The sequence below is a fragment of the Falsiroseomonas tokyonensis genome (genome assembly GCF_019024325.1).
Classification (GTDB): domain Bacteria; phylum Pseudomonadota; class Alphaproteobacteria; order Acetobacterales; family Acetobacteraceae; genus Falsiroseomonas; species Falsiroseomonas tokyonensis.
The window spans coordinates 19,283-39,297 of record NZ_JAFNJS010000005.1 but is presented as its reverse complement, the minus strand read 5'-3'; the positions used below and the strand labels follow the sequence as shown (position 1 = coordinate 39,297).

Here is a 20,015-nt window from a genome sequence, read left to right as displayed (position 1 = left end):
GAGATGGTGCAGGTGCTTCTGCCGGCCTCCCTGGTGCGCCTGTTTCCTGGCGCGCCGCGGCAGGTGGAGATGGATGCGGCCAGCGTGGCGCAGGCGATCGCGGCGCTGGACCAGCGCTGGCCCGGCATGCGCGACCGGATCTGCGATTCCACGCCAGCCATCCGCCGCCACCTGAAGGTCTTCGTCGATGGCGAGCTGGCCAACCTCACCACGCCGCTGCGCCCGGGGGCGGAGCTGCTGGTGATGACGGCGATGAGCGGCGGCTGAGGCTGGCCGCCCAGGAAAGGGCGAGGCAGGGATGCCCGGGCACCCCTGCCCCGGCGCTCAGCGGGACGGGGCGGTGGGCATCTGCATGGTGCTATAGCCCTCCGGCACGGTCAGCCGCGCCGCATCCACCGGACCATAGGTGACCTGCGTGGCCTCCATCACCATGGTGGCTGTGCCGCCCGGGGGCGTCGCGCTGGCGCGCAGCAGCACACCATCCTCGGTGATGCAGGAGGTGCCGCTGCCCTGCGGGGCGGTCATGTTCCATTCGGTGCAGGTCGTGCCTGCGACGGTCGCCGTGCCCTGGCGCGTGAAGCTGGCGCCGGCCGGCACGCCCTGGGTCATCGCGGCCACCGTCGCGGGCGGCATGGCCATGATGGCGCGCTGCGCATCCATCACCATCACCGCCGTATTGGCGCGCCGGTCGATCAGCATCCAGCCCATGCCGCCCGGCGGATCGACGCGCTGGCGCCCCGTGCTGGCGGAGAAGGCCATCCGCAATTCCTGCGGCGCGGCCGCGCCGCCGCCCGCACCGGGCGGTGAATTCATCCGATAGGTGACGCTGACATCGCGCGTCGGCTGCATATTCGTCGGCTGCGCCATGGCAGGCAGGGCGAGGAGCGCGAGCGCGGTTGTCGAAGCCAGGATGCGGATCATGGAAGTCCTCAGCTTGCCACGGCCGGACCGGGGTCCGGCGGGCGGGGTGCCAGTGGCAGGGCCAGGGCGCGGCGGCCGCACGCCGCGCTCTCCGCGCGGGAGGCGGGCGTTCCCATCCGCATCGAACGGGGCCTGGATGCCATGCACTCAGCGCAAGGACGGGCCGCCGGTTCCGCACCGCCTCGGCCGGCGGGCGCGGAGGGCCACCGCTCAGGCCTGGGCGAAAAGGCCCAGCAGGCCGACCGCCAGCAGGGCGCAGCCCGCGAAGCGCGCGACCATCGCCCGGGGCAGTTCCGCCGTCCGCCGCACCAGCGCGGCCACCGCCAGCACGATGAGCGCCTGCACCAGGGCGAGGCCCAGCAGATAGGCGAGCACCGGCGTCGCCTCCGCGCCGATCATCGCCTTCGCATAGGCCTGGCCATGCAGCAGGCCCGCGACCGGCAGCAGCGCCGCCCAGCCCGCCGACCGGACGGGTCCTGCGATCAGCAGCACGCCGGCCATCAGCAGCGTCGCCGCCACCAGCCATTCCACCGCCGGCAGCCAGGCGCCGAGCCAGGCTGCGACGACCCCCACCAGCGAGCCCAGCACGAAGGACAGCGGCCGCAGCGCGCCCCAGCGCGCCAGCCCCGCCACCAGCCCCGCCGCCAGCAGGAAGGCCAGGTGGTCCGGGCCGATGACGGGATGCGCGAGGCCGGAGGCCAAGCCATGCCAGGCGGTGCTCGGCACCTCCCCGCCCATCGGGTGATGCGCCGCCGCGGGACCCGCCAGCAGCAGCGCGGGCAGCCAGATGGCGAGGCGATGGGCGGTGGTCATGCGCGGGGCTCCCCTGATGCAGCGGGGCCAGGATGAAGCGCGGCGGGCGGTTCGGAAACCCTCACGTAAGCGTAAACCGCGCTGCGCCGATTCAGCCACAATTCGACCCTTCACTGACCACATGGACACACGCCCCCAGATCGCGGCGGTCCGCTTCGGAACCGGTCCGCGCCCCGACGCCCCGCTGCCGGATGATCCGGTGGCCTGGCTCGACCAGCAGACCCGCGGCCCCGGCCCGGCCCTGGCGCCGCCCGAGGGGCGCGACGCGCCCGCCTCGCTGGAGGAAGGCTACACCGCCTGGATCGCGCATGACGCGAGCCCGCCGCCACCGGGCCAGGCCAGCGTGCCGACGCAGCTGTTCCGCGCCGAGCAGCAGGCCTGGATGCGGCACCTGCTGACCAGCACGGCGCCCTTCCACGACCGGCTGACCAATTTCTGGCTGAACCATTTCACGGTCGCAGAGCGCGGCGGCTTCGGCGTGACCACCGGCTTCCCGGGATTTCTGCGCGAGGTGATCCGGCCCCATGTGATGGGCCGCTTCGTGGACATGCTGCTTGCGGCGTCGAAGTCGCCGGCCATGCTCTACTACCTGGACCAGGTCGCCTCGGTCGGCCCGAACAGCAATTTTGGCAGACGCAGCGGCCGCGGGCTGAACGAGAATCTGGCGCGCGAGATTCTGGAACTGCACACCGTCTCCCCGGCCGGCGGCTACACGCAGGCCGATGTCACGGAATTCGCGCGGATCATGACAGGTTGGGGGGTGGAGCGGATGCGCCCGCCCTTCGCCACGGTCTTCCGCCCCGGCAATCACGAGCCGGGCGAGAAGACGCTGCTCGGCAAGCGCTATGCCGAGGGGCCGGAGGCCTATGAGGCCGCGCTGCGCGACCTGGCCGCGCATCCCGCCACGCATCGCTTCCTGGCGACGCGGCTGGTGCGGCATTTCGTGGCTGATGCGCCGAAGCCGGAGACGGTGGCGCGCATCGAATCCGTGCTGCGCGACACGCAGGGCGACCTGGGCGAGGCCGCCCGCGCGCTGGTGCGGCTGCCGGAGGCCTGGGGCCCGCCGCTGACCAAGCTGCGCGCGCCGCTGGACTACGTGGTGGCGCTGCACCGCGCCGCCGGCGGCACCGATCCCGCGCCCGTGCTCGGGGCGCTGAACGCGCTGGGCCAGCCGCTGTGGAACGCGCCGCAGCCGAATGGCTGGCCCGACACCGCCAGCGGCTGGGCGGCGCCGGAGCCGATGATGCAGCGCCTCGACATCGCCCATGAGACCGCCGGCCGCTTCGCACGGCTGGACCCGCGCCAGGTGCTGGAAACCGCGATCGGCCCGCTGGCGCGGGAGGAAACCCGCACGGCGCTGCGCCGTGCCGGCAGTGCGCGGGACGCCATCACCCTCGTCTTCGCCAGCCCGGAGATGCAACGCCGATGAACGCGAACCATCTGCCCCGCCTCGGCCGCCGCAGCTTCCTGCTGGGCCTGACCGCGCTCGCCGCCGCCGGCCCCGCGCGGTTGGCCGTCGCCGACGTCGCGCCCGCCGCGCAGATCATGGACCGGCGCCTGGTCGTCATCCTGCTGCGCGGCGCCATGGATGGGCTGCATGCCGTGGTGCCCTATGGCGATGCCGACTATGCCGCGCTGCGCGGCGAGCTGGCGCTGAAGGATCCGGGGCAGGAGGGCGGCGTGCTCGACCTCGGCGGGCAGTTCGGGCTGCATCCGAAGCTGGTGGCGCTGCACGGGATGTATGCGCAGGGCGAGCTGCTGCCGGTGCATGCGGTGGCCGGCCCCTATCGCACGCGCAGCCATTTCGATGGCCAGGACCTGATGGAGGGCGGCGGGCTGCAGCGGCTGGAATCCGGCTGGCTGAACCGCGCGCTCACGCATATTCCGGAATCGGCCGGCCAGCCCGCGCGCACGGGGCTCGCCCTCGGCCTCGACCTGCCACTGCTGATGCGCGGCGAGGCGCCGGTCGGCATGTGGGCGCCGCCGCGCCCGACGCGACCAGAGCCCGACCTCTATGCGAGGATGGCGGAACTGCTGCATGAGGATGCGGTGCTCGGCCCCACGGTGTTGGAGGGGATGCGCGGCCGTGGCTATGCCATGGGCGCGCTGGCCATGGGCGCGGCCATCCCCGCCAACCAGGGCGGCTTCACGCGGCTGGCGGCGGCGGCCGGGCGGATGCTGGCGCGGCCGGATGGGCCGCGCGTGGCGGCGCTGGAGCTCGGCGGCTGGGACACCCATGCGGGGCAGGCGCAGCGCATCGATCCCGTTCTGGTGCAGCTCGATCGCGGCATCGCGGCGCTGCGCGACCAGCTGGGCGAGGCCTGGTCCCGCACCGCCGTGCTCGCCATCACCGAATTCGGGCGCACGGCGCGCGCCAATGGCAATCTTGGCACGGACCACGGCACCGGCGGCGCCGCCTTCCTCGCCGGTGGCGCCGTGCGCGGCGGCCGCGTGCTGGCCAACTGGCCCGGGCTGAAGCGGGACAACCTGTTCGAGAACCGCGACCTGCAGCCGACACGCGACCTGCGCGCGCTGGCCAAGGCCCTGTTGCGCGACCATCTGCGCCTGTCGGAGGGCGCGGTCGCCGCCGCCTTCCCGGGCAGCGAGGATGTGGCGGCGGAAGGCGGGCTGCTGCGCGCCTAGGCCTCCGCCATCTCGCGCAGCGGGCCGAGCAGCAGGGCCAGCACGGCGGCTTCCTCCGGTCGCAGGCTGTCGATGCCCTCCCGCAGCTCGGCCTTGGCCTCTGCCTCCACCTCCAGCGCCAGGGTGCCGCCCAGGTAGCTGTCAAGGATGGTGGGGTGGACGTAGCATTTGCGGCAGATGGTCGGCGTATTGCCGAGCCGCGCCGCCACCCGCTCGATCGCCTGGCGCACATTGCGCTTGGCGGCGGCCTGGCTGTCGACGCGCTCGTACTCCTTCAGGGCCAGCGCGGCCAGCACCGTGCCGGCCCATGTCCGAAAATCCTTCGCCGTCACCTCGCGCCCCGAAATCTCCCGCAGATAGTCGTTGACGTCGGAGGAGCTGACATCGTGCAGCGCGCCATCCGCATCGCGATACTGGAACAGCTCCTGCCCCGGCAGGTCCTGGCAGGCGCGGACGATGCGCGCCACGCGGCGGTCGCTGATCCGCAGGTTCCAGCTCTTGCCGCTTTTCCCCGTGAAGGCGAAGCGTAGTTCGCTGCCGGTGACGGCGACATGGCGGCTCTCCAGCGTGGTCAGGCCGTAGCTCTGGTTCTGCTTCGCGTAGTCGTCATTGCCGACGCGGATCAGCGTGGTCTCCAGCAGATGCACCACCGTGGCCAGCACCTTCTCCCGCGCCAGGCCGGGGCGTCGCATATCGGCATCGACGCGTGCGCGCAGTGCCGGCAGCGCCCGGGCGAAGTCCACCATGCGGTCGTACTTCGCGGCGTCCCGCACCTCCCGCCATCGCGCATGGTAGCGGTACTGCTTGCGGCCCTTCTGGTCGCGCCCCGTGGCCTGGATATGGCCATTGGCGCTGGGGCAGATCCATACCTGGGTCCAGGCCGGCGGCACCGCCAGCGACCGGATGCGGCCGAGCGTCGCGGTGTCCTTCAGCGCGCCGCCCTTCGGCAGGCGATAGGAAAAGCCCTTGCCGGCGCGGCGGCGGGTGATTCCGGGGGTCTCGTCGGAGACATAGCGCAGGCCGGCCTCTTCCGCGGCCTCGCGCGGGTCGATGATCGGGGCGACAGCCTCGTCTTCGCCATCCAGGGGCATGGGCGCTGGGCCTCCTCCCCCGAGCGATGCAGCGCCTAACCCGCGGCGCTGCGGGCGGTTGCAGGGCCGGCGGGCACGAAAAGCGGCGCGCCGCGTTGCCTCGGCATGAAGATCGCGACCTTCAACATCAACAACGTCAACCGCCGCCTGCCCAATCTTCTGGCCTGGCTGGCCGAGGCTGCGCCGGATGTGGTCTGCCTGCAGGAACTGAAGGCGGCGCAGGCGCAGTTTCCGGCCAAGGCGCTGCGCGAGGCCGGCTACCATTCCGTCTGGCAGGGCGAGCGGAGCTGGAACGGCGTGGCGATCCTGGCGCGCGGCGCGGCGCCCATCTGCACCCGCCGCAGCCTGCCCGGCGACGATGGCGACAAGGCCGCGCGCTATATCGAGGCCGCGGTGAAGGGCGTGCTGATCGGCTGCCTCTACCTGCCCAACGGCAATCCACAGCCGGGGCCGAAATTCGACGCCAAGCTCGCCTGGTTCCAGCGGCTGAACGCGCATGCGGCGGGCCTGCTGCAGGCTGGCGTGCCGGCCGTGCTGGCGGGCGACTTCAACGTGGTGCCGACCGATGACGACATCTATCCCACGAAATCCTGGACGAAGGACGCGCTGCTGCAGCCGGAGGTGCGCGCGGCCTATGCGGCGCTGCTGGCGCAGGGCTGGACCGATGCGCTGCGCAGCCTGCATCCCGACGCCCGTCTCTACACCTTCTGGGACTACAAGCGGGACCGCTGGGCGCGCGATGGGGGGCTGCGGCTGGACCATATCCTGCTGAGCCCACACCTCGCCCCGCGGCTGAAGCAGGCGGGCGTGGACCGAGACGTGCGCGGCGCCGAGGGGGCGAGCGACCATGCGCCCGCCTGGGTCATCCTGCGCCGCGCGGCGCGGCCTCGGGGCGAATCAGGCGATCCTCGGCACCGCTGACCGACCGCGCACCCGTCCGGCGTGGCCGACAGTTCCAGGATGAACCTCCGGAGACAACGGGACGCATATTGCTGCATCGCAGGTGGTTCTGGGTTAAGCAGGCCTCGGTTCGTTCGCTGCCCAACAGGCACAAACAGCGAGGCATTCCATGGCGGCAGAGGCGGGCGGTGTAGCGTTGGGACCGGCGGTAGCACTCCTGGCGGCGGGCGTCGCGGCGGTGCCGCTGTTTCGCAAGGCAGGGCTGGGCTCGGTGCTCGGCTATCTGACGGCCGGCGTCGCGGTCGGCCCCTTCGGCCTCGGCGTGCTCTCGGACCCGGAGGCGGCGCTGCACATCGCCGAACTCGGCGTGGTGCTCTTCCTCTTCCTGATCGGCCTGGAGATGCGGCCCGCCAAGCTCTGGGCGTTGCGCGGCGCCATCTTCGGCCTTGGTGCGGCGCAGGTGCTGACCTGCGCGGCCCTGCTAACAGGGGTCGGCATGATGCTCGGCCTGCCCCTGCCGGTAGCCGTCATCGCGGCCTTCGGCTTCGTGCTCTCCTCCACCGCGGTCATCATGCAGATGATGGACGAGCGTGGGGAGACGGCGACGCCCGCCGGGCAGCGCAGCGTCTCCATCCTGCTGCTTGAGGACCTCGCCATCGTGCCGCTGCTGGCGCTGGTGGCACTTCTGGCCTCCTTCACCGGCACGGTCGCGGATGACGGGCGGCCGGCCTGGCTCCCGGTCCTGCTCGGCCTCGCCGCGATCGGCGCCGTGGTCGCGGCCGGGCGCTGGCTGCTCGACCCCATGTTCCGCCTGCTCGCCAAATCGGGCGCGCGGGAGGTGATGACGGCGGCCGCGCTGCTCGTGGTGCTCGGCGCCGCGCTCTTCATGCAATGGGGCGGCCTGTCCATGGCGATGGGCGCCTTCCTCGCCGGCGTCCTGCTCTCGGAATCGACTTTCCGGCACCAGCTCGAGGCCGATATCGAGCCCTTCCGCGGCATCCTGCTGGGGCTGTTCTTCCTGAGCGTCGGCATGTCGCTCAACCTCAACGTCGTCTGGGGCGCTTGGCCGCTGGTACTGGGGGGCGTGCTCGCCTTCATGGTGGTGAAGGCCGCCGGGATCTACGGCGTGGCGCGCCTTTTCGGCGCGGAGAATCGCGAGGCCATCCATCGCGCGACGACCTTCGCCCAGGGCGGCGAGTTCGCCTTCGTCCTCTACGGCGCCGCACTCGCCGCCGGCGTGTTCGACGCCACGATCTCGGCCGCGATGACCGCGATCGTGATCCTCTCCATGGCGCTGACGCCGCTCGTCGTGATCGCCGCCGATCGGCTGATGCCGCGCGAGGAGGTTTCGCTCGACGGGATCGAGCAGGCGCAGGGGCTGAGGGGGCGGGTCCTCGTCATCGGCTTCGGCCGCTTCGCGCAGGTGGTCAGCCAACCGCTGCTGGCGCACCGCATCGACGTCTCCCTGATCGAGACCGACGTCGAGATGATTAAGGCCGCCGCCACCTTCGGCTTCAAGGTCTATTACGGCGACGGCACCCGGCTCGACGTGCTCCGCGCCTCGGGGGCCGGCGAGGCCGAGGCGATCCTGGTCTGCGTCGACAAGCCGGAGGTGGCAGACCGCATCGTCGAACTCTGCAAGGCGGAGTTCCCGCTGGCCAAGCTCTACGTGCGTGCCTTCGACCGCGGCCACGTCCTCCGCCTGGTCGAGGCCGGGGTGGACTACCAGATCCGCGAGACCTTCGAATCCGCCATCGCTTTCGGAAAGGCGGTGCTGACCGGCCTCGGCGTGCCGGAGGAGGAGGCCGCCGAGACGATGGGCGACGTCCGCCGCCGCGACGGCTTGCGGCTCGACATGCAGATCACGGGCGGCATCGAGGCGGGCAAGACGCTCTTCCGCGGCAACACGACCACGCCTGAGCCGGCGCCCCTCACGACACCGATTCGAGGCGGCCGCGCGCTGAACGAAGAGGCGGCGGCCGCGCTCGGCCAGGGCGCGCCTGACGAGCTGGAGCGGACCTGACGCGCTGCGGTATCGCGCGCAGGCCGCCGCTTCCCGCCGGTTGCGGCAGGCCCCGACGCGGATGCGTCAGGCAGGATCAGCGCGCCGGGCCGCCCCTGGTTGCGCCGATCAGCGATAGGTGCGCAGCACGCCCCAGCCTTCCCGGCTGCCGTAATCCGCCAGGCGATTGGCCTCGTAGCGCGGCAGGCCTTCCAGCTCCTGCCGCGTCAGCTCCATGCGCACACGCTCGCCGGGCGCACCGAGCATCAGCCGGTCGATCGGCACCACCGCGCGGCGCGCACCCAGGCCGAAGACGCCGCCCCATTCCACCACTGCGGCGCGCACCTGGCCGCCGCTGTCGATCAGCAGGTTCTCCACCTCGCCCGCATCACGCCCATCGGTGCCAACCACATCGGTGCCGACGAGTTCAGATACGCGCGCGAGATCCACGCCGTTCGAGGATCTGGCCGCCGCCGCACTGGCGCCGCCGCCCGAGCTCGCCGGGGCTGTGCGGGCATTGGCACCGGTCTCCGGCGTGCCAGGCATGCCCTGGCGCATGGCCGCGCGCACCGGCGGCAGCGCGGCCAGCACCTCGTCGATCGCAAGCCGCGCCTGCAGCGCATCCGGGTTCTCCGCGGCCAGGCGGCGGCGCGCCTGGTCCACGCGCTGCTGCAGTGCCTGGGTCGCACCTTCCGTCAGGCGGCCCGGCTGCTGCTGGTCGATGATGCGGGCGACGCCTTCAAGCGCCAAGCGCGCGCGCTGCAGGGCCTGCGGGGAAATGGCATCCTGCGCCGTGCCCATCTGCTGATGCGCGACGCGCAGCTCCTCCTCCGCCTGCTGCAGATCATTCGGCAGGGCGCGCGGCAGGTCTGGATTGGATTGCGCGGCCGGGCGCGGATCGGCAGGCGTCACCTGCGCCTGGGCGCCACCGACATGGGCGCCGCCGACAAAAGCCAGCGCCAGCGCGACCGCGGTCGTCGCCAGCAGCCCGGAACGGGCGCGCGAAGGGGTATCGTGCTGGGGCATCTGAAACTCCTGTGTTTCAAGCAGGCCTAGCGCCGGCAGCCCGGATGGGCTGCCGGCGCGCGGATCGTCGCGGGTGGGGTGTGGCGGGGCTCAGCTGCCCTCGCGGACCTTGTCCTTGGCGCCGCCGACGGCGTTCTGCACCTTGCCCTCGGCCTTATCGGCCTTGCCCTCGACCTGCATGGACGTATCGCCCGTGGCCTTGCCGATGCCTTCCTTGATGGCGCCCTTGGCCTGCTTGCCGGCACCCTCGATGCGGTCCTTGTCCATTGTGCGTTCCTTCCGGTCTGGTGTTGCTACCGCCGGAGGAGGCGTTGCCCGCCCCCGACCATGAGCTAACGACCGGTCGGCGCCAGGGTTGCTGGCAAGCAGGCCCCGATGGGTCAGGAGGCTCCGCCTGCCTCCTTCTCGCCCGGCACCTCCGTCGGCTGGCCCAGCGTCTCCCGCACATAGAGCTTCTTCACCAGCACGAAGACCACCACGGTGATCGGCGCCGCCAGCAGCACGCCCGGCAGTCCGAACAGCAGGCCGACCGCCACCACCGCGAAGAGCATCAGCGCCGGCGGCATGCTGACCATGTGCTTCTCCACCAGCGGCATGATCATGTTGGATTCCAGCTGCTGGATGGCGAGGAACAGCAGCCCGGTCCAGAGGAAGGCATTGCCGCCCTCGGACAGCGCCAGCAGCAGCGCCGGCAGGGCGCCGACCACCGCACCGATCAGCGGCACGAAGCCGGCCAGCCCCGCGAAGAGGCCGAGGGCCAGCGGCGAAGGCAGGCCCACCAGCCAGCTGCCGAGCCCGGCCAGGGTGCCCACGATCGCCATGGAAACCAGCTGCGCGGCGAGCCACAGCCGCAGCGCCTTGCCGGAGGCCACCAGCGCCTCATCCGCCCGCGCATGCTGCTCGCGCGGCAGCAGCTTCACCACGCCGCGGCGGTAGAGGTCGGGGCTGGAGGCGAGGAAGAAGCCGCCGACCACGGCGAGCACCAGGGCCGAGGCCGCATTCACCACCATGCTGCCCGCCGTCGCCGCATGGCCCGCCAGCGTGCCCAGCAGCGAGGTATCCAGGCCGCCGCCCTCCGCCCCCTCCTGCCCGCCGCCCTGCAGCGCCGGGATCGCCACGCCGAAGCGTTCCTCCAATGCGCGCACCGCATCCGGCAGGCGGCCCCAGAGCTGGCCGATTTGCGCCGTCACCTCGCTGCCCACCAGCATGCCGGCCAGCGCCAGCCCACCGCCGATCAGCAGGCCAACCAGCAGCAGCGACCAGCTGCGCGACAGGCCGAGATGCCGCTCCACCGGCTCCGCCGCCGCCAGAAGCAGCGCGGCCACCACCACGCCGCCGAAGGTCAGCAGCAGCGCGTCGCGCACCTGCCAGAGCAGCAGCGCCAGCACCACCACCGCCGCCACGATCAGCACGCGACGCAGAAAGGCGACCTCCGCCCGGCCTTGTCCCGCTCCGTCGGCTTCGCCCCGATCCATCACGACTCATGTCTCCAGAAGATGCCGGGGAAGCGGGCGGAGGGCGGCCTGGTTGCATCACGATCGGTGGCAGCGGACCGGGCGGGTGGCTTCGAATGGCCTTGCGATGGCGGGACGAGGCCGGCAAACTTCACAATTCTGAAATGGAAGTGCCGCGGACCGTCCCATAGAAGGCAGCCGCTCTAGGACCGCAGGGAGAGACCCGAATGTTGCGCCGCCTCTTTGCCTTGGGTTTGCCGGCCACCACCCTCGCCCTTGGCCTGCTGGGGGCCGCCGCGCTGCCCCGGCCTGCCGCGGCGCAGGATTGCCCGCGCGGCACGCTCGATGCCCGCTATTGCGACCGCGACGGGGACCTGGTGGCCGATGCGCCGACCAATCCGCGCGACCTGGCCGATCCCTCGACCCTGATCTTCGCCTATACGCCGGTCGAGGATCCGGCGGTCTATCGCGCCGTCTGGCAGCCCTTCATGGATCACCTGGCGCGGGCCACCGGCAAGCGCGTGCAGTTCTTCGCCGTGCAGTCCAATGCGGCGCAGATCGAGGCGATGCGCGCCGGCCGCCTGCATATCGCGGGCTTCAACACGGGGTCGAACCCGCTGGCGGTGAACTGCGCCGGCTTCGTGCCCTTCGCCATGATGGCCAGTCGCAACAACGCCTTCGGCTATGAGATGGAGATCATCGTCCCGGCATCCTCCACCGCGCAGCGGATCGAGGACCTGCGCGGCCGCACCATCGCCTTCACCTCCGAGACCTCCAATTCCGGCTTCAAGGCGCCCTCCGCCCTGCTGGCCAGCCAGTTCAACATGCGCGCGGGCCGCGACTTCACCGCCGCCTTCTCCGGCCGGCACGACAATTCCATCCTTGGTGTCGCCAATCGCGACTACGATGCCGGCGCCATCGCCAATTCCGTGCTGACCCGCATGGTGGCGCGCAACGTGGTGCGGCCGGAGCAGATCCGCAGCATCTTCCGCAGCCAGACCTTCCCCACCACCGGCTACGGCCATGCGCACAACCTGAACCCGGCCCTGGCCGAGCGCATCCGCAACGCCTTCTTCGACTTCAACTGGGAAGGCACCGCGCTGCTGGCGGAATTCCAGAAGAGCGAGCCGCCGCAGGAGAAGTTCATGCCGATCACCTATCGCGAGCATTGGGAAGTGATCCGCCAGATCGACGCCGCGATGGAGGTCTCCTACGCCTGCCGCTGAGGATTTCACGACGTGCTGCTGACGATCGAGGGGCTGACCAAGCGCTATCCGACCGGTGACCTCGCGCTCGACAAGGTCGACCTGCAGGTTCCCGCCGGACAGGTGATGGCGCTGATCGGCCCCTCGGGCGCCGGCAAGTCCACGCTGATCCGCTGCGTGAACCGGCTGGTGGAACCCAGTGCGGGACGGGTGCAGCTGGATGGCGTGGAGCTGACCGCGCTGGGCTCCGCCGCACTGCGCCGGGCCCGGCGGCGGATGGGGATGATCTTCCAGGAATATGCGCTGGTCGAGCGGCTGACGGTGATGGAGAATGTGCTCTCCGGCCGGCTCGGCTATGTCGGCTTCTGGGCCAGCTGGTTCCGCCGCTTTCCGCGGAAGGATGTCGAAGAGGCCTTTCGGCTGCTGGACCGCGTCGGCCTGGCGCATATGGCGGACAAGCGCGCGGATGCGCTGTCCGGCGGGCAGCGGCAGCGCGTCGGCATCGTGCGGGCGCTGATGCAGGACCCCAAGCTGCTGCTGGTGGATGAGCCCACGGCCAGCCTCGATCCCAAGACCAGCCGGCAGATCATGCGGCTGATCGTGGAGCTCTGTGCCGAGCGCGGGCTGGCCGCCATCATCAACATCCATGACGTGGCGCTGGCCCAGCAATTCGCCCGCCGTATCGTCGGCCTTCGCGCCGGCCGCATCGTCTTCGACGGCCCGGCCGAGGAGCTGCGCGCCGAGGCGCTGACCGATATCTATGGCGAGGAGGACTGGTCCCAGACCATCCGGCCTGCCGAGGAAGAGGACGAGGCCGCCGAGGCGGCGCTATGAGCGCCACCACCTTCGACGCCGCCGCCGCCGCGCGCGCCTGGCGCCCGCCGCCGCTGATCGCGACGCCCTGGCTGCGCTACGCCGTCTATCTCGGCGCGCTCGCCTATGCGCTGCTCGCCGTCTCCACCATCGAGGTGAACTGGACGCGCGCGGCGGAAGGCGTGGAGCGTGCCGGGCGCTTCCTCGGCGGCTTCTTCCCGCCCGATTTCATCACCAAGCGCAGCGACATCCTGGAAGGGCTGCTGGAGAGCCTGACGATGACGGTGGTCGCCACCGGCCTCGGCATCCTGCTGTCCATCCCGGTGGCGCTGGGGGCGGCGCGCAACCTGGCACCGCTGCCGGTGTACCTTTTCTGCCGCGGCATCATCGCCATCAGCCGCACCTTCCAGGAGATCATCATCGCTATCGTCTTCGTCGCCATGCTGGGCTTCGGCCCGCTGGCCGGCACGCTGACGCTGGCCTTCGCCACCATCGGCTTCATGGCCAAGCTGATCGCGGAGGATATTGAGGATATCCAGGCCAGCCAGGCGGAGGCGGTGCGCGCCACCGGATCCTCCTGGTTCCAACTGCTGGCCTGGGGCGTGCTGCCGCAGGTGCGGCCGCGGCTGATCGGGCTGTCCGCCTACCGCCTCGACATCAATTTCCGGGAGAGCGCGGTGCTGGGCCTAGTCGGCGCCGGCGGCATCGGCGACACGCTGAACACCAGCTTCGACCGCTATGAATTCGACACGGCGGCGGCGGTGCTGATCGTCATCATCGTCATCGTGCTGGCCTGCGAATATGCCAGCGGCTTCATCCGGCGGAAGGTGCAGTAGATGGCGCTGCTGACCCGCGCGGATGGCACGCCGGACTGGCGCCGCCGCACGCCTAAGGCCGACCTTCTGGTCTGGGCCGGCTGGCTCGGTGCCGTGGCGCTGACCGTCGCCTGCTTCCAGTTCATCTCGGACCGCACCATCTGGGCCTTTGTCTGGGACGCGCCGACCCAGGGCGCGGACCTGGTGGCGCGCATGTTCCCGCCGCGCTGGTCCTATGCCAGCCAGCTGTGGAAGCCGCTGCTGGATACCATCAATATCGCGACCATCGGCACGGCGCTGGCCATCCTGATCGGCGTGCCGCTGGCCTTCCTGGCCGCGCACAACACCACGCCGAGCCGGCTGCTGGTGCGGCCCGTTGTGCTGTTTGTCATCGTCGCCAGCCGGTCGATCAATTCGCTGATCTGGGCGCTGATCCTGGTGATCATCCTCGGCCCCGGCATGCTGGCCGGCATCCTGGCCATCGCGCTGCGCAGCATCGGCTTCATCGCCAAGCTGCTGTATGAGGCGATCGAGGAGATCGATTCGACGCAGGTGGAGGCAGTGACCGCCACCGGCGCCAGCCGCCCCCAGGTGTTGGGCTGGGCCATCGTGCCGCAGGTGATGCCCGCCTTCGCCGGCATCAGCGTGTTCCGCTGGGACATCAATATCCGGGAGGCGACGGTGCTGGGCCTGGTGGGGGCCGGCGGCATCGGGATGCAGATGCAGGCCAGCATCAATGTGCTCGCCTGGCCGCAGGTGACGACGATCTTCGTGCTGATCCTGGCGACCGTCCTGGTCAGCGAATGGCTGTCGGCACGGGTGCGGCACGCGGTGATCTAGAGGCTGGGCTCCAGTCCCAGGCCTGGCCCGTGCGGCACCGCGACCATGCCGTTCACGGGCCGCAGCGCGGGGTAGAGCGGCGTGGCGAGATCCGCAAAATAGATTTCGAGCGGGGCCGCCTGCTCCATTGCCGCCAGCACCTGCAGCGTCGCCAGCAGGCCCGGGCCGAAATAGGGGGAATGCGGCACCACACGCACTCCGGCGCGCTGCGCCAGCGCCGCAACGGCCAGCAGGCCGGAGACGCCGCCATGCTTGGTGGCACTCGGCTGCGCCACATCCACCGCGCCGGCGGCGAAAAGCCGGCCAAAATCCTCGACGCCGCCGAGGTTCTCGCCGGCCGAAATCGGCACCACGGCGTCCTGGCGCAGCGCGGCCAAGCCGGCGAAATCCTCGGGCGGCCATAGGGGTTCCTCGACCCAGCCGATGTTCATCCCGCGCACCGCGGCGCAGAAATCGCGCGCGGCGGGCAGCCCGTCCCAGGCGCAGTTGATGTCGAGCATCAGCGGCAGCGCGCCGGCCTCGGCCCGCGCGGCCTGGATGCAGGCGAGGTCCACCTCATGCAGCTTGATCTCGCGGTAGCCGCGGCGCACCGCCTCCGCCGTATTGCGCGCCACATCCGCCGCCACGCCGTAGCGCAGCAGGCTGGCATAGGCGGGCACGGCGTCCCGCCGCCCATTGCCAAGCAGCACATGCAGCGGAACCCCGGCCGCCTTGCCGGCGATGTCCCACAGCGCGATGTCGATCGCGGACAGCCCGAAGCCCACCGGCCCGTTGCGGCCATAGTTGTGGAAGCGCCGCGCCAGCATGCGGCCGATTCCGGCGATGTCCCGCGCGTCCTGGCCGAGGCAGGCGGGCCCGATCAGCCGGTCCACCGCATCCTGCGTGGTCTGCGCCAGGGCGAAGCCGAAGCCCTCGCCCCAGCCATGCAGGCCGATGTCGGTCTCGACCCGCACCAGCAGCGTGTCCATCCGCGTCAGGCGGAGATTTCCGCCGGCCGAGGTCGGGCCGGCGCCATAGATGAAGTCGCCGCGGTGCAGGCGGGTCTCGACGAAGGTGATCCTCATGCCGCGGGGGCGGCATCGGCCTGGCGGTCCAGGTGCTGCACCAGCCCGGCGGGCAGCTTCAGGCGGTGCGCCAGGGCTTCCAGATAGGCGCGTTCCGCCGGGTGGTCGGGGTCCATGGCGAGGCGGGAGACAAGGTAGATCTCGCTCGCCTGTTCCTGGGTCTGCGCCGCGGCCGCGACCTCGCTGACGCCGATGGGCGAGTCCAGCGCGTCGAAGACGAAGGCCTTGGCCTCCGCATCCAGCCCGGCTTTCTCGACATGCGCAAAGATGCGGGCACGCTCCTCGGCGTCGATATGCCCATCGGCGCGGGCGGCGCCGATCATGGCGCGGATCAGGGCGAGTTCGAAGGCCTCGCCGCCCGCAGCCGGGGTAGCGCCGGGCAGGAAGCGGGGCTCCACCGAAGCGGCGTCCTGGGGGGTGGCGACGGGCGCTGTGGCCGGGGCCTGGCCGGCCTGCCAGTTCTGCCAGGCACGATGCGCCAACGCGCCGAGCACCGCGGCGCCGCCATGGCTCAGCAGCCCGCCGCCGCCGCGCCGCTTGCCCTTGCCGCCGAGCAGCATGCCGAGCAGCCCGCCCGCCGCGGCCCCGCCCGCGAAGCCGCCGAGATTGCCGAGGCCGCCGCCCCCGCTTCCGCCGGCGCGCTGGAGCGCCTGGCGCGCCATATCGGCCAGCCCGCCGCCGGAGGTCCCGCCCGGATTGGTCCAGGCCGAGGGCGGCTGTGCGGTGGGCCGGCCCGGGGCGGGCGGCTGCGCGGTTGGGGTGCCGAGGAAGCGGTCGAGGAGCGATTTGGCGTCGATCATGCGCCGGATGTTGCGATGGTGGCCCCGCCGGACAAGCCGCCGGCCGGTCATCATCCCGTCAGCCATGCGGCCCGGGGCGCGAGAGTGTCGCGCCGTCCTGGCTGTGCCACCAGCAATGGCCGCGCGGTTTCAGCGCGCCGCCATGCAGCACCCGCAGATGGCGAGAGAGCCTCCTGGCGGTGACACAGGGCCGGCTGTTGCAGCCACCGGTGGGGTCCGGGGACCCTGCCGCAAATTAGCTGCGGGGGGTGGGTTGCAATCCCGGTTCGGCATGGTAGGAAGCGCTCCCGTCGTTGGAGCGCGGGCGTAGCTCAGGGGTAGAGCACAACCTTGCCAAGGTTGGGGTCGAGGGTTCGAATCCCTTCGCCCGCTCCAGTTTTCAAAGGCTTAGCTATCGGGCGGCAACCCTGTAGCTTCGTCACTGGCACGCAACTAGCACGCTGGATATCGGAATGGACTGGTACCATCGGCCGCCCGGCAAGGCGGCCGATGTCGTTTGCGAGGTCATCCAGGGCCTTGCGGGCGCTGGCTAGGCGTTCGGGCGCTACATGCAGGTATCTCCCTGTCGTCCGGCTGTTGGGCATCCGGTGCCCCATGATGAAGGCAATCTCCAGCTCCGGCACGCCCCGCGCCATCATCTCGGTGGCGACGGTATGCCGCACTGTGTAGGCCGTCACGTCCGGCCCGAAGCCGGCCGCATCCCGGAGGGTCTGGAAGGCGCCGGCGATCTTCTGCACCGGCTTGCCCCTGTAGGCGACCAGGTGCCCCTCCGCCGCCTCGATCCAGGATCGGAGCCAGTGGGCCATCGGCAGAACCGGCCGGCGCTTCTTCGTCTGCACCCGGCCGGGCGGGTTCAGGTTGATTGTCCCGCGCTCCAGGTCGCACTGGAACCGGGTAAGCTGTAGCGCCGCCTCCGGCCGCGCCGCCGTCCCGATCAGCAGCGCGAGGAACACGCGCACGTGGTCCGGCATGTCCTCGGACCAGAGCCGGGCCAGCTCCTCCACCGAAAGCACCCGCTCGCGGCCCTGCCCTTCCGGCACCTTCAGGAACGGCACCGGCCGCTCCAGCTCGCCGTTGTTCCAGGCCCAATTCACGGCCGCCTTCGCCGCGCCTAGCGCCCGCTTGATCGTTCCGTTGCCGTAGCCGGCCGCCTGCATGGCCCGCACCGCGACGTTCTGCGCGTCGAGGGTCAATTCGCCGACGGTGATCCCTTCCGGCAGATGGCGCAGCATCATGGCAAGGCTGATCCGCTGCGATCCGGCGCCGACCAGGTGCTGGCCGTGCCGCTCCTGATATCGGACGAACACGCGGGCGAGCGTGATGTCGCGGGGCTCGGCGCGGATGGTGGCGACGTTCTTGGTGATCCACTCGGCAAGCGCGATTTCTGCGGCTGCAAAATCGTCAACGCCGAGCGATGCTCTGCGAGTCTGTCGAGTGTCAGTATCGTACCAGGTCCGGCACCACTGCCCGCTGTTCGGCCGCTGGCTAAGCCAATAGCCGGCGATCTGGCCGGGGTGCTGGTGTCGGCTTCGCGGCACGGCGCAACCTCCTGTGCGGTCAGATATTCGGCCAGGTGATCGGCCGTGTAGCGCGGCCTGCCGCCGATGATGACATGGCGGATACGACGGCGCTTCCGCTCCCGCTGCATGGTTGCCGCCGAGACGCCAAGCCGTTTTGCGGCTTCAGCCTCGGTCAGCAATTCAGGCAAGGGAACGGCGATCTTCAATTGCGGGCCTTTGATGCAGCGTGACGGGCCGGCATCCTGCGGCGCAGCACCACCCGCTGCTCAATACTGGCGACCAGCGTCGCCAGCACCGCGTCTATGCCTTTCGTCAATTTCGCATCCTGCGCAGCATCGCCGGCCGCGCGGGCGTCCATGCGTTCGGTTATGCCGATGGTCAGGGCCTCAAGCACGCGATGCTGCAGCGCCTCCAGCGCCGCCTCCGCGTCGTGCAGATGCTGGTCCGGCCTCTTGGTCATCGTGCCCCCACCAGCTTTGCGCCAGGTCCGCCGCGGCGGATGCTGTCCGTGAACTGTGCGAGAGACTGCGCCGCGATGGCCCGCATCTTCGCTTCAAGCATCGGCGCCACGGATGCATCTGCGCCCCGTGCGTCAATCTGATACGTTGGCGCGAACGTGGGTCCACCAATCGCGTGGTTCGGCGTCACCACCCCGCTCGCCGCGAAATTGACGATTTCGGGACCGCGCTCACCCACTAGGTAGCTGGATCCGCCCATGACCGGGCCGCCGTTCGCTCTCGTGCCCGCAACCCCGCCGGTAATCCAAGTCGTGGCCACGCTCGCAATGGTCGAGAGGATACCTCCGCCGCCGCCGCCGCCTCCGCCACCGCTGAAAAGCCCTGCCACAGATCGGGCCAACGGCTCCATGATCGTGAAGCGCAGGATCAGCTTCGCCAGGTCTTCGCCGAGTGCCTGCAACACTTGGCTGGCGTCTTCGCCGCGGGTGATCGCGCCTTCAAGCGCGCTGCTAAAGACAAGACCGAACTGCACCGCGCTTCGGTCCGCTTGTTGCGTCCGCTGTTCGATCGCCTCCATCTGCACCGCGAGCGCCGTGGTGCTCGACTCCACATCGGCCGCGAATTGCTGCTCAGTGATGACGCCAGCCGCCAGGGCGTTGTTCAGCGTCGTCATGCTCGCCTCGTATGCCGATAGAGCGGAGGCGGCGCCGGAAAGTCCGGCTTGGTTGAGGTTCAGGACTTGGTTGTATCGGTCGTAAGCCGCGGTGGCTTCGTCCACGGTGCGAGCCACCGCGGCCCGGACATCAAGCCCGGCAGCCGGCACGCGGGCGGTGGCGCGAGAGGCGCCAGAGTCGCGGCCAGACGGTGCTGGCGGTCCGAATTGCTCGCCGTTGCCGCTGCCGATTGCAGCAAGCCGCGTGCGCTCCAATTCCAGCGCAGCAATGCGTGCGCTTATCTGCTCCGCCTGTTGAGCGATCCTCTCCCGCTCAGCTCGGACTACGGGATTGTCGTTCGTGCCGCCACCGCCTACGCGGCCGGTGGCAAACGCCCGCCGATCTTCCATGTCTGCCGCAGCAGAGTTTAGAGCGCGCAGGCTATCACGCTCGGCGGTTATGCGTTCCTCGATGCCGGCTTGCGCCGCAGAGAGACGCGCCCGCGCCAGGCGATCCGCCTTGGCCGTCGCATCCTCATAGATTTCGCTGCTTGCCGTGATCGCGTCCTGCAGCTTCTTTTCCGCCTCGGTCGCCGTCTCGGTCGCGGTTCCCAGCTCCAAGAACTTCGCCGCCAGGAGGCCAACGGTAAGAACCGCACCAGCCACGGCACCGGCCGGGCCGAAGATGCCGAGGAACTGCGACCCTTGTTGCGAAAGCGCCGTCAGTGCTGAGGTGCCGCCCTGGACCTGGACGGCGAAGTCCTGAAGCTGAAAGCCGCCCTGTTGCACGACATCGTTGAAGCCGCGCGTGGACGCCTGAGACTGGTTCGCGCCCTGCGAAATACGCTGCATCGCGCGCTCGCCGGTCGCCGCCACGCTGTTAAACGCCGCCTCGGCCTGCGGCACGCCGTCGACCGTGATCCGGACCGGAAGGTTGTTGGCGGAACCGCTCATCGCGCGCGTGTCTTTCCTGTTTGGTTAGGGAAGGCGGCCCGCTC

20 protein-coding genes, 1 tRNA gene and 1 pseudogene are annotated in these 20,015 nt (G+C 70.7%); 11 read left to right on the top strand and 11 right to left on the bottom strand.

Translation table 11 applies throughout. The annotated features are described in order from the left end of the window. The first annotated feature begins 3 nt into the window (after nucleotides 1–3). The gene (locus J3S20_RS16870) at nucleotides 4–267 is read left to right on the top strand and encodes a MoaD/ThiS family protein (protein ID WP_216837683.1); all 264 of its coding nucleotides are present in this window, start codon (nucleotides 4–6) and stop codon (nucleotides 265–267) included. A gap of 57 nt (nucleotides 268–324) precedes the next feature. Here J3S20_RS16870 and J3S20_RS16865 read toward each other — a convergent pair whose 3' ends face one another. Together J3S20_RS16865 and J3S20_RS16860 are read right to left on the bottom strand one after the other, a co-directional pair. Next, a complete protein-coding gene (locus tag J3S20_RS16865; protein WP_216837682.1) occupies nucleotides 325–921 on the bottom strand; it encodes a DUF4412 domain-containing protein in 597 nt (198 codons plus the stop codon). Between the two features lie 210 nt (nucleotides 922–1,131). Further along, on the bottom strand, nucleotides 1,132–1,734 hold the full coding sequence (locus J3S20_RS16860) for a HupE/UreJ family protein (RefSeq protein WP_216837681.1): 603 nt from the start codon (nucleotides 1,732–1,734) through the stop codon (nucleotides 1,132–1,134). 121 nt (nucleotides 1,735–1,855) lie between these two features. Between J3S20_RS16860 and J3S20_RS16855 the strand changes: the two genes are divergently transcribed. Beyond that, complete coding sequence (locus J3S20_RS16855; RefSeq protein ID WP_216837680.1) at nucleotides 1,856–3,163, top strand: DUF1800 domain-containing protein; 1,308 nt, start codon at nucleotides 1,856–1,858, stop codon at nucleotides 3,161–3,163. Beyond that, complete coding sequence (locus J3S20_RS16850; RefSeq protein ID WP_216837679.1) at nucleotides 3,160–4,377, top strand: DUF1501 domain-containing protein; 1,218 nt, start codon at nucleotides 3,160–3,162, stop codon at nucleotides 4,375–4,377. The genes J3S20_RS16855 and J3S20_RS16850 overlap by 4 nt, the downstream gene beginning before the upstream one ends. On the opposite strand, the gene J3S20_RS16845 is transcribed toward J3S20_RS16850, so the two are convergent. Continuing rightward, the gene (locus J3S20_RS16845) at nucleotides 4,374–5,468 is read right to left on the bottom strand and encodes a DNA topoisomerase IB (protein WP_216837678.1); all 1,095 of its coding nucleotides are present in this window, start codon (nucleotides 5,466–5,468) and stop codon (nucleotides 4,374–4,376) included. The two genes, J3S20_RS16850 and J3S20_RS16845, sit on opposite strands and share 4 nt — an antisense overlap. Before the next feature lie 105 nt (nucleotides 5,469–5,573). Between J3S20_RS16845 and xth the strand changes: the two genes are divergently transcribed. Beyond that, nucleotides 5,574–6,389: an exodeoxyribonuclease III gene (gene xth, locus J3S20_RS16840; protein WP_216837677.1), complete on the top strand. Its 816-nt coding sequence runs from the start codon at nucleotides 5,574–5,576 to the stop codon at nucleotides 6,387–6,389. A 148-nt stretch (nucleotides 6,390–6,537) separates the two neighbouring features. Further along, nucleotides 6,538–8,391: a monovalent cation:proton antiporter-2 (CPA2) family protein gene (locus J3S20_RS16835; RefSeq protein ID WP_216837676.1), complete on the top strand. Its 1,854-nt coding sequence runs from the start codon at nucleotides 6,538–6,540 to the stop codon at nucleotides 8,389–8,391. A 108-nt stretch (nucleotides 8,392–8,499) separates the two neighbouring features. On the opposite strand, the gene J3S20_RS16830 is transcribed toward J3S20_RS16835, so the two are convergent. From J3S20_RS16830 to J3S20_RS16820, 3 genes are all read right to left on the bottom strand, one after another. Then, nucleotides 8,500–9,396 carry a PRC-barrel domain-containing protein gene (locus tag J3S20_RS16830; protein ID WP_216837675.1) on the bottom strand — a complete coding sequence of 299 codons (897 nt, stop codon included), beginning with the start codon at nucleotides 9,394–9,396 and terminating at the stop codon, nucleotides 8,500–8,502. Between the two features lie 90 nt (nucleotides 9,397–9,486). After that, nucleotides 9,487–9,663 carry a CsbD family protein gene (locus tag J3S20_RS16825; RefSeq protein WP_216837674.1) on the bottom strand — a complete coding sequence of 59 codons (177 nt, stop codon included), beginning with the start codon at nucleotides 9,661–9,663 and terminating at the stop codon, nucleotides 9,487–9,489. A 113-nt stretch (nucleotides 9,664–9,776) separates the two neighbouring features. After that, nucleotides 9,777–10,871: an AI-2E family transporter gene (locus tag J3S20_RS16820; RefSeq protein ID WP_216837673.1), complete on the bottom strand. Its 1,095-nt coding sequence runs from the start codon at nucleotides 10,869–10,871 to the stop codon at nucleotides 9,777–9,779. A 206-nt stretch (nucleotides 10,872–11,077) separates the two neighbouring features. Here J3S20_RS16820 and phnD point away from each other — a divergent pair, with 206 nt between their 5' ends. Genes phnD through phnE (J3S20_RS16800) form a run of 4 tightly spaced genes read left to right on the top strand, consistent with a single transcriptional unit; the run spans nucleotide 11,078 to nucleotide 14,523 of the window. Next, nucleotides 11,078–12,076: a phosphate/phosphite/phosphonate ABC transporter substrate-binding protein gene (gene phnD / locus J3S20_RS16815; protein WP_216837672.1), complete on the top strand. Its 999-nt coding sequence runs from the start codon at nucleotides 11,078–11,080 to the stop codon at nucleotides 12,074–12,076. Between the two features lie 12 nt (nucleotides 12,077–12,088). Continuing rightward, on the top strand, nucleotides 12,089–12,889 hold the full coding sequence (gene phnC / locus J3S20_RS16810) for a phosphonate ABC transporter ATP-binding protein (RefSeq protein ID WP_456305699.1): 801 nt from the start codon (nucleotides 12,089–12,091) through the stop codon (nucleotides 12,887–12,889). Further along, nucleotides 12,886–13,704, top strand: coding sequence for a phosphonate ABC transporter, permease protein PhnE (gene phnE / locus J3S20_RS16805; RefSeq protein WP_216837671.1), 819 nt, complete (start codon nucleotides 12,886–12,888; stop codon nucleotides 13,702–13,704). The genes phnC and phnE (J3S20_RS16805) overlap by 4 nt, the downstream gene beginning before the upstream one ends. Next, nucleotides 13,705–14,523 carry a phosphonate ABC transporter, permease protein PhnE gene (gene phnE, locus J3S20_RS16800; RefSeq protein ID WP_216837670.1) on the top strand — a complete coding sequence of 273 codons (819 nt, stop codon included), beginning with the start codon at nucleotides 13,705–13,707 and terminating at the stop codon, nucleotides 14,521–14,523. Here phnE (J3S20_RS16800) and J3S20_RS16795 read toward each other — a convergent pair. After that, nucleotides 14,520–15,587, bottom strand: coding sequence for a mandelate racemase/muconate lactonizing enzyme family protein (locus tag J3S20_RS16795; RefSeq protein WP_216837669.1), 1,068 nt, complete (start codon nucleotides 15,585–15,587; stop codon nucleotides 14,520–14,522). The two genes, phnE (J3S20_RS16800) and J3S20_RS16795, sit on opposite strands and share 4 nt — an antisense overlap. After that, nucleotides 15,584–16,387: a tellurite resistance TerB family protein gene (locus tag J3S20_RS16790; protein ID WP_216837668.1), complete on the bottom strand. Its 804-nt coding sequence runs from the start codon at nucleotides 16,385–16,387 to the stop codon at nucleotides 15,584–15,586. The genes J3S20_RS16795 and J3S20_RS16790 overlap by 4 nt, the downstream gene beginning before the upstream one ends. 300 nt (nucleotides 16,388–16,687) lie before the next feature. On the opposite strand from J3S20_RS16790, the gene J3S20_RS16785 reads away from it, so the two are divergent. Beyond that, a tRNA-Gly gene (locus J3S20_RS16785) sits at nucleotides 16,688–16,762 on the top strand. 173 nt (nucleotides 16,763–16,935) lie between these two features. Here J3S20_RS16785 and J3S20_RS31255 read toward each other — a convergent pair. Continuing rightward, a pseudogene (locus J3S20_RS31255) lies at nucleotides 16,936–17,358 on the bottom strand (tyrosine-type recombinase/integrase); the annotation flags it as partial. 249 nt (nucleotides 17,359–17,607) lie between these two features. Between J3S20_RS31255 and J3S20_RS30295 the strand changes: the two are divergent. Beyond that, nucleotides 17,608–17,964 carry a hypothetical protein gene (locus tag J3S20_RS30295; RefSeq protein WP_246602955.1) on the top strand — a complete coding sequence of 119 codons (357 nt, stop codon included), beginning with the start codon at nucleotides 17,608–17,610 and terminating at the stop codon, nucleotides 17,962–17,964. Nucleotides 17,965–18,109: 145 nt separating this feature from the next. On the opposite strand, the gene J3S20_RS16770 is transcribed toward J3S20_RS30295, so the two are convergent. Both J3S20_RS16770 and J3S20_RS16765 read right to left on the bottom strand, forming a co-directional pair. Then, nucleotides 18,110–18,367: a hypothetical protein gene (locus J3S20_RS16770; RefSeq protein ID WP_216837666.1), complete on the bottom strand. Its 258-nt coding sequence runs from the start codon at nucleotides 18,365–18,367 to the stop codon at nucleotides 18,110–18,112. Beyond that, nucleotides 18,364–19,971: a hypothetical protein gene (locus tag J3S20_RS16765; protein ID WP_216837665.1), complete on the bottom strand. Its 1,608-nt coding sequence runs from the start codon at nucleotides 19,969–19,971 to the stop codon at nucleotides 18,364–18,366. Before J3S20_RS16765 ends, J3S20_RS16770 begins: the two co-directional genes overlap by 4 nt. Nucleotides 19,972–20,015 lie beyond the last annotated feature (44 nt).

Excerpts from the sequence above, each read along its gene's own strand:
- J3S20_RS16870 (WP_216837683.1), top strand. The coding sequence starts at position 4 with ATGGTGCAGGTGCTTCTGCCGGCCTCCCTGGTGCGCCTGTTTCCTGGC.
- J3S20_RS16865 (WP_216837682.1), bottom strand. The coding sequence starts at position 921 with ATGATCCGCATCCTGGCTTCGACAACCGCGCTCGCGCTCCTCGCCCTG.
- J3S20_RS16860 (WP_216837681.1), bottom strand. The coding sequence starts at position 1,734 with ATGACCACCGCCCATCGCCTCGCCATCTGGCTGCCCGCGCTGCTGCTG.
- J3S20_RS16855 (WP_216837680.1), top strand. The coding sequence starts at position 1,856 with ATGGACACACGCCCCCAGATCGCGGCGGTCCGCTTCGGAACCGGTCCG.
- J3S20_RS16850 (WP_216837679.1), top strand. The coding sequence starts at position 3,160 with ATGAACGCGAACCATCTGCCCCGCCTCGGCCGCCGCAGCTTCCTGCTG.
- J3S20_RS16845 (WP_216837678.1), bottom strand. The coding sequence starts at position 5,468 with ATGCCCCTGGATGGCGAAGACGAGGCTGTCGCCCCGATCATCGACCCG.
- xth (WP_216837677.1), top strand. The coding sequence starts at position 5,574 with ATGAAGATCGCGACCTTCAACATCAACAACGTCAACCGCCGCCTGCCC.
- J3S20_RS16835 (WP_216837676.1), top strand. The coding sequence starts at position 6,538 with ATGGCGGCAGAGGCGGGCGGTGTAGCGTTGGGACCGGCGGTAGCACTC.
- J3S20_RS16830 (WP_216837675.1), bottom strand. The coding sequence starts at position 9,396 with ATGCCCCAGCACGATACCCCTTCGCGCGCCCGTTCCGGGCTGCTGGCG.
- J3S20_RS16825 (WP_216837674.1), bottom strand. The coding sequence starts at position 9,663 with ATGGACAAGGACCGCATCGAGGGTGCCGGCAAGCAGGCCAAGGGCGCC.
- J3S20_RS16820 (WP_216837673.1), bottom strand. The coding sequence starts at position 10,871 with ATGGATCGGGGCGAAGCCGACGGAGCGGGACAAGGCCGGGCGGAGGTC.
- phnD (WP_216837672.1), top strand. The coding sequence starts at position 11,078 with ATGTTGCGCCGCCTCTTTGCCTTGGGTTTGCCGGCCACCACCCTCGCC.
- phnE (WP_216837671.1), top strand. The coding sequence starts at position 12,886 with ATGAGCGCCACCACCTTCGACGCCGCCGCCGCCGCGCGCGCCTGGCGC.
- phnE (WP_216837670.1), top strand. The coding sequence starts at position 13,705 with ATGGCGCTGCTGACCCGCGCGGATGGCACGCCGGACTGGCGCCGCCGC.
- J3S20_RS16795 (WP_216837669.1), bottom strand. The coding sequence starts at position 15,587 with ATGAGGATCACCTTCGTCGAGACCCGCCTGCACCGCGGCGACTTCATC.
- J3S20_RS16790 (WP_216837668.1), bottom strand. The coding sequence starts at position 16,387 with ATGATCGACGCCAAATCGCTCCTCGACCGCTTCCTCGGCACCCCAACC.
- J3S20_RS30295 (WP_246602955.1), top strand. The coding sequence starts at position 17,608 with ATGGCGCAGCATCATGGCAAGGCTGATCCGCTGCGATCCGGCGCCGAC.
- J3S20_RS16770 (WP_216837666.1), bottom strand. The coding sequence starts at position 18,367 with ATGACCAAGAGGCCGGACCAGCATCTGCACGACGCGGAGGCGGCGCTG.
- J3S20_RS16765 (WP_216837665.1), bottom strand. The coding sequence starts at position 19,971 with ATGAGCGGTTCCGCCAACAACCTTCCGGTCCGGATCACGGTCGACGGC.